A 7,532-nucleotide genomic window follows, 5' to 3' on the forward strand; every position below is an offset into this window, starting at 1 on the left:
TATTGTCTGACAATCAGACAATGTCGTCCAGTAGCCCGTCGATCAGCCTGCCCGCCGGCGCCGCCACCTCCCCCGCGTAGTCGTCAAGCACGGCCAGGCCGTCGTGAATGTCCGGCACGCTCTGACGGGGAAGTTCGAGCAACGCGTCATCCTCGGCGAAGATCGACCCCGCGATGTGGAAGGCGCCGCCGTCGGCCGCGATGGACACCTCGAACCGCACTTCGCGGCCGTCCGGCAGGATGAAACAGACACCGACCCGCGCGCCCGCGGGCGGGAAGAAAGTGGAGAAGCGCTCACTTCTCACGAAGGGATGACGTAACTCCGCGAAAATCTCCGACGCCCGCCCGAGGCCCTCCAGCAGGCCCGCCGCGGCGAGACTCGCGCTGTCCACCCATCAAGGTTAGAGCACTCAACCGGACGTTCACACGCGGCTTCTCAGGTACCTTGCCCGATTTGGTGGGCCGCTTCGAAGTCTGTCACCAACTGCTTGGGCGCGGTCAGGCACCAGGCCTCGGCCACCAACTCGAACAGCTCATCGAAGTCGATCCTGTCGAGATGGACCACCACCCACCCGAACCGCCCCGCGGTGAACTGCACCTCGAACACCTCGGGCCGCTCGGCCACGAGCGCGATCTGCTCGTCGATCGTGGCCTTGAGCCCGACCGTCTCGGTCGCCTCCCACAGATAGCCGAAGCCCTTGCCGCGCACCTTGAGCGCGATCCAGTCGCCGCCATGACTCATCCGCACCTCGGGCAGCTCGTCCAGCAACTCGAGGAACTCATCGACGCTCACACCCATGCCGCCCTGTGTACCAGACCCGGCCGACACTTCTCACTCGTAGTACCGGACCTCCAGGACGTTGCCGTCGGGGTCGGGGAAGTAGACGACCTCGGGCGCGATCCCCTGGGCACCGAAGGAGTTGCTCCCGCTCCCGGTGACCTCGACTCCATGCTGCTTCAGCCTGACCTGTAACGCGTCGAAATCCTCCCGGCCCACCGCCAGGCAGAAATGGTTGATGGGATGCCCGGCGCTGCCCTCCACGCCGGTGCCCTCCTCCACACCCCTCGACACGTCGTACGCCATCAGGTCGAGGATCGTCTCGGAGGAGACCCGTACGCTGGGGAACCCCGCCTTCCCCTCCCGGAACTCCGCGGCCCGCACCCCGGGCAGGCCGATGACCTGCTCGTAGAAATGTAACGAGGCGAGCTGGTCGGAAACCCAGCAGACGAGATGGTCCAGGCGCACATCCATGTAAACCTCCGCTTCCTGTCCAATATCTGCGGTCCGAATCCCCTTGTCCACTTGTCATCCCAGAGGCACGCCAATGGCCGCTTTCGCGAAACGGCCGATTCACATGACGTTACCTCCAGGTGATCACCCTAGTCTGCGACAGTTGCCACCTTCTGGAGGACCCATGACCCCCCTTGCCCGCCTCGGCGCCATGGTCGCCGCCGCCGTCGCCACGGTCGTCACGACAGCCGTCGTTCCGGCCACTGCTTCTTCGCAGCAGACGTACGAGGCCTCGACACCGGCGAGTGCCACCACCCCCGCCGGCAAGATCCGGATGAACCAGATCCAGTTCATGGGCGCCCACAACGCCTACCACCGCGAGATGCAGGGCGCCGAACTGGCCCAGGCAGTCAAGATGGATCCGACCTACCCGTCGTGGGGCTTCTACTCGCACGCCTCCATCGCCGACCAGCTCGACCGCCAGAACATACGCGCCCTCGAACTGGACCTGCTGCCCGACCCAGAAGGGGGCCTCTACCGGCATCCGCTCGCCCGCGAACAGGCCGGCCTCGGCCCGATCGACGACCCGGCCATGGCCGCACCCGGCATGAAGGTCATGCACGTCGCCGACCTGGACTACAACTCCACCTGCCGGACCTTGGTGACCTGCCTCCAGCAGGTGGAGACGTGGTCACAGGCTCACCGCCAGCACGTACCGATCATGCTGCAGCTGGAGCTCAAGCAGACCGACGACCGCTTGGAGCAGGCGGGCGGCGCGGTCAGCCCGCCATGGACCAAGGCGCTGCTGGACGACCTCGACCGCGAGATCCGCTCCGTCTTCTCCGAATCGCAGCTGATCACCGCCGACGATCTGCGCCGCCCCGGCCTGACACTGGAGCAGTCGATCCTGAAGAACGGCTGGCCGACCCTCGACTGGGCACGCGGCAAGGTGATGTTCTTCTTCGACAACGGCGGCCCCGGCGCCATCCGCGACATGTACCTCGACGGGCACCCCAGCCTCGAAGGCCGCGCCGTCTTCACCCGGGGCAACCCCGGCGACCCGGACGCGGCGATCACGATGGTGAACGACCCTCGCGGCGCCAACGAGGCGACCATCCGGGACCTGGTCAAGCGCGGCTACGTCGTACGCACCCGCTCGGACGAGCCGCTGCGGACGGTCATCGACGAGGAGTTCAGCCGGGTTGAGACCGCCCTGGCCAGCGGCGCACAACTGGTCACCACGGACTTCCCGAGCGTCGGCATGGCCGCCAGGTACGACAGCGACTTCGTGGCCGAGCTTCCCGGCGGGCGCGTGGCGCGCTGCAATCCGGTGACGGCGCCCCGCAACTGCCACGACGACCAGCTGGAGCCCTCATCCTCTTCCCGATGACCGCTCTCTGAGCAGGCGGCCGTCCGCGACTGGACGGCCGCGCGTTCGCACGCGAGTGCCGTTTCATCGGAAACCCGGGGGTCGGTCGGCGGACTCAGGGAGAGCGGGTGGCGGGCGTCCATGGGCGTCAGTCGGCGGGCTCCGGGTGGCGGGCGTCCATGGGAGCGACCGGTGTGGGCGTTGATCGGCCCAGGAATCGCTGCGCTTACCGGTCTGTACCTGCTGACGCCGTACAAGTCACGGCAAGCAGGCGAACATCGTCATCTGGCAGGTACCGCCTGGACGGGCCACCGCCGGATGACCCACTCGGCCACCATCAGATTGATCACCCACGCGGCGGCCATGAGCAACGCCCTGGGCAGCTCACCGGGAGCCCCGAAGAAGAGATCCCAGGGCAGCTGGGTGAACGCCTGCGTGCCGGCCCCCAGGCCGATGGCATAACCCCGGATCATCCAGGCCCGGTGCCGGGAAACGTCCCGCCGCCGGATCGCGGCGAAGCCGAGCACGATCGAGACGGCCATCGCCGCACCGAACACGAGCCTGAAGCCGAGCAGGAGACCACCGTCCTCGGGACGGCCATGGAAAAGCGACATCCACATACCTGTGAGCGCCGCGAGAAGCCCGCAGCCAACGAGCAGCCGCCCCGCCCTCCGATGCCAGCCGTTCCTGCGGCGCCGCAATCGAGGGACGAACTGAAAGGCCCCAAGGATGGCGTACGCACTGACACCGAGAATGTGCAACGCCAGGGGCAGAGGCGCCAGGGCCCTGGTCTCCGGCATGATCACGGGACCACCGGCCAGTTCGGTCATGCGTAGGGCACCGGCGACCAGGGGAATGAGGCTGAGGGCGATCAACCCGGCGGGAACCCGCCACCCACCCCGCGCGCGGCCGCGCGGCGAACGCGCGGGTCGTACTGCCATGCTCTCGTCGGTCATGCCCTGATGGTGACGGCCGACGCCATGGCAATTCTTCAGCCGAAGAGCCCGACCCGAACTGCCCGATCGACCACCGATCAGTCGTACTTTCGGGTCAGCTTCTCGGCCGTAAACGACCGAGCTTGCAGCTCCTCGCCGTCGATGGCTTCGACGGTCTGGTCCGCGTCAGGCAGCGTGACTCACTGCCCAGCCCGCCACACCACGCGCGGCGATGTTACGGGCTGCGTTGACGTCGGCATGCTCAGCGAAGCCGCACGACGTACAGAGGAAGGTTTCCTGGTCGGGCCGGTTGGCCCGTTCGGTATGCCCGCAGGCCGAGCATTGCTGGCTGGTATAGGCCGGATCGACGTGGATGAGAGCGATCCCGGCCCGTCGGGCCTTGTAGGCGATGAAGCTCCCGAGCTGGTGGAAGCTCCATGAGTGCAGGGTGACCCGCTGGGGCTTGCGGAGCCGTACCCGGTCGCGGATGCCCTGGAGGTCTTCCAGGGCGATCCCTTGGCCGGTGCGTTCTGCCTCGGTCACGATCTGCTTGGCGATGGTGTGGTTGGTGTCGGCCGCGAACCGCGCTTCCCTGCGGCGGCGTTTCTTCAGCAGCCGTCTGGCGCTCTTGGTCCGTTTGGCCTGCAACCGGCGGCGCAGTTCGCGGTTGCGGTGGCGGACCGCGTTCAGGCCCTTGCCGCTGTGCCGGGTACCGTCGCCGGTGGTGGCGATGTTGGCAATGCCCAGATCGACGCCGAGGAACCCTTCCGGTTCGGTCACCGGCACGTCGGGGACCTCGCAGGTCGCATACAGGTACCAGCCGCCGTCTCGGGCAACCAGATCCGACTCGCCCTTGCGGCAGGCGGCCAAGGTCTTGAGCTGCTCAGGCGAGCCGGTGAACGCGACATTCTTCAACCGCCCGCAAGTGGTCCAGATCGACACCGTTCGCGCCTGCATCAGCCAGGACAGGCACCGATCGTCGTAGGGCTGGGCCGCGTCCGGCCGGAAGGTGATCGGCCTGCTCTCGGCCCTGGTCCTCCGCTTGGCCCCCGGCGCGCCCACGTTCCCGGCTCTGAGGTTGGCGTGGAACGTGCGGTAGGCATCGGCGACCTTTTTGATCACATGCTGGGCGGCCTGCGCGGCCAGCCCGTACTCGGCCTTGATTCGATCGTAGGTGTGTTCGCGCAAGTCGTAGTTGCGGAAGCACTGCTGGTCGAAGGCAACCGCGGAGACCAGGTCGGCGGCCGTGTTGACGGCGTGCAGGGTCGCTTCCAGTGCCGCTGCCTGCTCGGGCGTCGGCAGGAGTTTCACCTGCACCACCAGCTTCACAATCGAACACATTACCATTCGGTCCATGTCACCGCGATGGGAACCGAATCCCGATATCCGGAGAGGCCGGAGGGTCGTTCACAGCCTCCACGCCCACTTGGTCTTCACACCGAAGTACCGCCGCGAGGTGTTCACCGACGAGATCCTGCGCCGCTGCGAAGACATCATGATCGAGGTGTGCGACAACTTCGGCGCCGTCCTGGTCGAATTCAACGGCGAGCACGACCACGTCCACCTGCTGGTCCACTACCCGCCCAAAGTCGCCCTGTCGGTCCTGGTCAACTCCCTCAAAGGCGTCTCGGCCCGGCTCCTGCGCAAAGAGTTCGGCCCGCACCTCCGCCCATATCTGTGGGGCGGGCACTTCTGGTCTCCGTCTTACTTCGCCGCGTCCTGCGGCGGCGCCCCGCTGTCGATCATCAAGGAGTACATCGAGAACCAGAAACGGCCAGGCTGAGCAGCTCACGTGGACCAACTGTCACGGCACCACTCGGGCCTGGAGGCCCTCCCGCGCTGCCGTTTCCTCCCGGGCGTAAACGCCCGGGGTTCCACGCCAGATCACGCTGAAGATGCTTGGCTGTCTCAGACCCCGACCACCTTCACAGCCGGCCGATCACGCCTCCCCGGACGTCAGCCCGACAGGCCACCCCACCGCCACCGATACCGCAGCACCCGTCTGGCACCTCCCAGCCCCTGACCGCGTCGCTGGTGCCGAACCGGACATCCCACTCGTCATCCGGCGGTGGCACGGTAACTCGATCTCCACGCTTCGGGCTCATGCCGAAACCTGCACCGGCCCGAAGTCACCGCTCGTGGGCTTGCGAGCCTCGGCGTAGTGCGCGGGGTCTGCTTTGATCCTGGCAGTGGCTCGCCAGGCCGCAATGACCTCTTGGGTCGCGACATCAACATCCAGCTCAGCCGCATCCGAGAGCGCATCAACCAGTTCCAGAGTGAAGGCACGCAGCTCGTCCGGGGACAGGTGGCGAACCCAAGGGAAGACTTCCGGCATGGCAACGACCAGCGCCCGAGCGGTGGGATCGTGCTTGATCAAGGCGAGAAACAACCGGGACGCGGTGGCGAACATCCGTTCGCGTCCCTCTTCGCGCTCCGCTGCGGTCAAGTAGAAGTCGGGAGCATCCCGATGCGTGATCCGCACACGTCCCAGGCGCGCCGCACGCTCGGCGACCGCCCTGGGGTTTCTCGACAAGTCAGAAAAGGTCACTGCGTCCGCATGACTAGCGCTCACACCATGAGTGTATGTCAGAACGCGTTCTGAAGTGCCCGCGTCTCCCGCTGCGCGGGCTACCGGTAACCCCGCTTGAGCAGGTATTTGGCTCCTGCCTCGAAGCCCTCGGGGCTGAACAGTTCGAACCCGAAGACGTCGGCGAGCCGGTTGGTCGTGTTGAAGGCGGCGCAGACCGCCAGCGCGTCCTTGACCTGCTGGGGTGAGACACCGGCGGCCAGCACTTCCTGCATGTCCTCGGCGCCGACCTTTCCCTCCCTGGTCAGCTTGCCGAGCATCCGCAGCGTTGCCCGCAGCGGCTCCTCGACGGGGGCCGATTCCAGGTCGGCCAGCACCGCCCCGACCCGTGGCCCGTCCTGGTACGCCTGCCCTGCGGTCGCGGTGTGAGCGCCGACGCAGAACGCGGACTCGTTCACCTTGGACACGTAGGCCGCCATCAGCTCCCGGTCGCCTACCGACCAGGCGGACGGCCCGCGCATCGCCTCGTGGGTGAACGCCTTGGCACGGGCGCCGTAGAAATCGGGCCGGTAGAAGACCAGCTTGGCGGCGTCCGGTACCGGGTACCCGGAGAACAGCCGGATGAGCGCGAAGAGCAGCTTGGTTCCGGGGCCGTAACCGTGGTTGAGGATGTCAAGTCGCATGATCCGGTCTCCCCTTGAGGGTCGCTTCGGCCAGGGCGGCCAGTCCGGCTTCATACAGCCGGGCGGACTGGCCGACTGCGGCGCAGATCACCAGCTCGAAAAGCTGGTCCTCGGTGCAGCCCGACGCCTCTGCCGCAGCCAAGTCCTCCTCGGTGACCTGCGCCGGCCTGTCGGCGACCTTGCCGATCAGCGCGTCCAACGGCGGGAGGAGGCCGTCGTTGCTGAAGGCACGCGCTCGCTGCTCCGCAGATGCCCTGCCCTCCCCGTTCAGGACACGATCCACCAGGGTTCGATACGCTGCTCGTTTCTTGTCCTCATCCGGCACGGTGCCCTCCACCTCCTTTGCAGCTGGGCTGTCTGCCCTCATGTATAAGACGATTGGCGTGCCGCCGAACACGACACACAGCCGAAGAAAGCCGACCACAGAGAGTATCCTCCTCGCGGTTGTCTCATGCGCCGCCAGGCCCGGCGCCCGGACATCGACCGGCGCGCCACCAACCCCGGCGAACGTTCCTGATCACCGCCCGCGGGACCACATCACGGTCGAACGGCTCGACCAGGCCATACGCCAGACCGCCGGGCGGGTGACGGTCCAAGCACCGGATGAGCTGTCGTCCGCCCTCCGATGGGGCGATCAGCTCGACGTGCGACCGGTCTACGTCTCATGTAAGGAACTCCGGGGCTTGATCAGCCCAGGGGTTCCAGGGTTGCATGAGCATCCCGGCGAGTCCGGTGGGTGGCGATGAGTGTGTCTCTGAAGGAAAGCATCGGCCTGTGGTGCTGGTGTG

General features: G+C 66.8%; 10 protein-coding genes. 2 read left to right on the forward strand and 8 right to left on the reverse strand.

Translation table 11 applies throughout. The features are described 5' to 3' along the window. Window positions 1–13: 13 nt before the first annotated feature. Genes ITP53_RS36310 through ITP53_RS36320 form a run of 3 tightly spaced genes read right to left on the reverse strand, consistent with a single transcriptional unit; the run spans window position 14 to window position 1,251 of the window. Complete coding sequence (locus ITP53_RS36310) at window positions 14–391, reverse strand: hypothetical protein (RefSeq protein ID WP_195899990.1); 378 nt, start codon at window positions 389–391, stop codon at window positions 14–16. Between the two features lie 44 nt (window positions 392–435). Next, window positions 436–798, reverse strand: coding sequence for an MmcQ/YjbR family DNA-binding protein (locus ITP53_RS36315; RefSeq protein WP_195899991.1), 363 nt, complete (start codon window positions 796–798; stop codon window positions 436–438). Window positions 799–831: 33 nt separating this feature from the next. Next, window positions 832–1,251: a VOC family protein gene (locus ITP53_RS36320; protein ID WP_195899992.1), complete on the reverse strand. Its 420-nt coding sequence runs from the start codon at window positions 1,249–1,251 to the stop codon at window positions 832–834. 163 nt (window positions 1,252–1,414) lie between these two features. Between ITP53_RS36320 and ITP53_RS36325 the strand changes: the two genes are divergently transcribed. Next, window positions 1,415–2,620 (forward strand): phosphatidylinositol-specific phospholipase C1-like protein, encoded by a 1,206-nt coding sequence (locus tag ITP53_RS36325; RefSeq protein ID WP_195899993.1) that lies wholly within the window; start codon window positions 1,415–1,417, stop codon window positions 2,618–2,620. Window positions 2,621–2,880: 260 nt separating this feature from the next. Here the strand turns inward: ITP53_RS36325 and ITP53_RS36330 are convergent, their stop codons facing one another. Next, entirely contained in the window at window positions 2,881–3,555 is a 675-nt protein-coding gene (locus ITP53_RS36330; protein WP_195899994.1) for a DUF2306 domain-containing protein, read from the reverse strand. Between the two features lie 165 nt (window positions 3,556–3,720). Next, a complete protein-coding gene (locus ITP53_RS36335) occupies window positions 3,721–4,863 on the reverse strand; it encodes an RNA-guided endonuclease InsQ/TnpB family protein (RefSeq protein WP_328816899.1) in 1,143 nt (380 codons plus the stop codon). A gap of 25 nt (window positions 4,864–4,888) precedes the next feature. Between ITP53_RS36335 and tnpA the strand changes: the two genes are divergently transcribed. Further along, complete coding sequence (gene tnpA / locus ITP53_RS36340; protein ID WP_195894413.1) at window positions 4,889–5,317, forward strand: IS200/IS605 family transposase; 429 nt, start codon at window positions 4,889–4,891, stop codon at window positions 5,315–5,317. Window positions 5,318–5,635: 318 nt separating this feature from the next. Here the strand turns inward: tnpA and ITP53_RS36345 are convergent, their stop codons facing one another. Genes ITP53_RS36345 through ITP53_RS36355 form a run of 3 tightly spaced genes read right to left on the reverse strand, consistent with a single transcriptional unit; the run spans window position 5,636 to window position 7,081 of the window. Beyond that, window positions 5,636–6,106, reverse strand: a complete 471-nt coding sequence (locus ITP53_RS36345; protein WP_195899996.1) for a hypothetical protein — start codon at window positions 6,104–6,106, stop codon at window positions 5,636–5,638. 56 nt (window positions 6,107–6,162) lie between these two features. Next, window positions 6,163–6,744, reverse strand: a complete 582-nt coding sequence (locus ITP53_RS36350; protein ID WP_195899997.1) for a carboxymuconolactone decarboxylase family protein — start codon at window positions 6,742–6,744, stop codon at window positions 6,163–6,165. Beyond that, a complete protein-coding gene (locus ITP53_RS36355; protein ID WP_207756909.1) occupies window positions 6,734–7,081 on the reverse strand; it encodes a hypothetical protein in 348 nt (115 codons plus the stop codon). The genes ITP53_RS36350 and ITP53_RS36355 overlap by 11 nt, the downstream gene beginning before the upstream one ends. Window positions 7,082–7,532: the final 451 nt, after the last annotated feature.

The organism is Nonomuraea cypriaca (genome assembly GCF_015645445.1).
GTDB lineage: Bacteria > Actinomycetota > Actinomycetes > Streptosporangiales > Streptosporangiaceae > Nonomuraea > Nonomuraea cypriaca.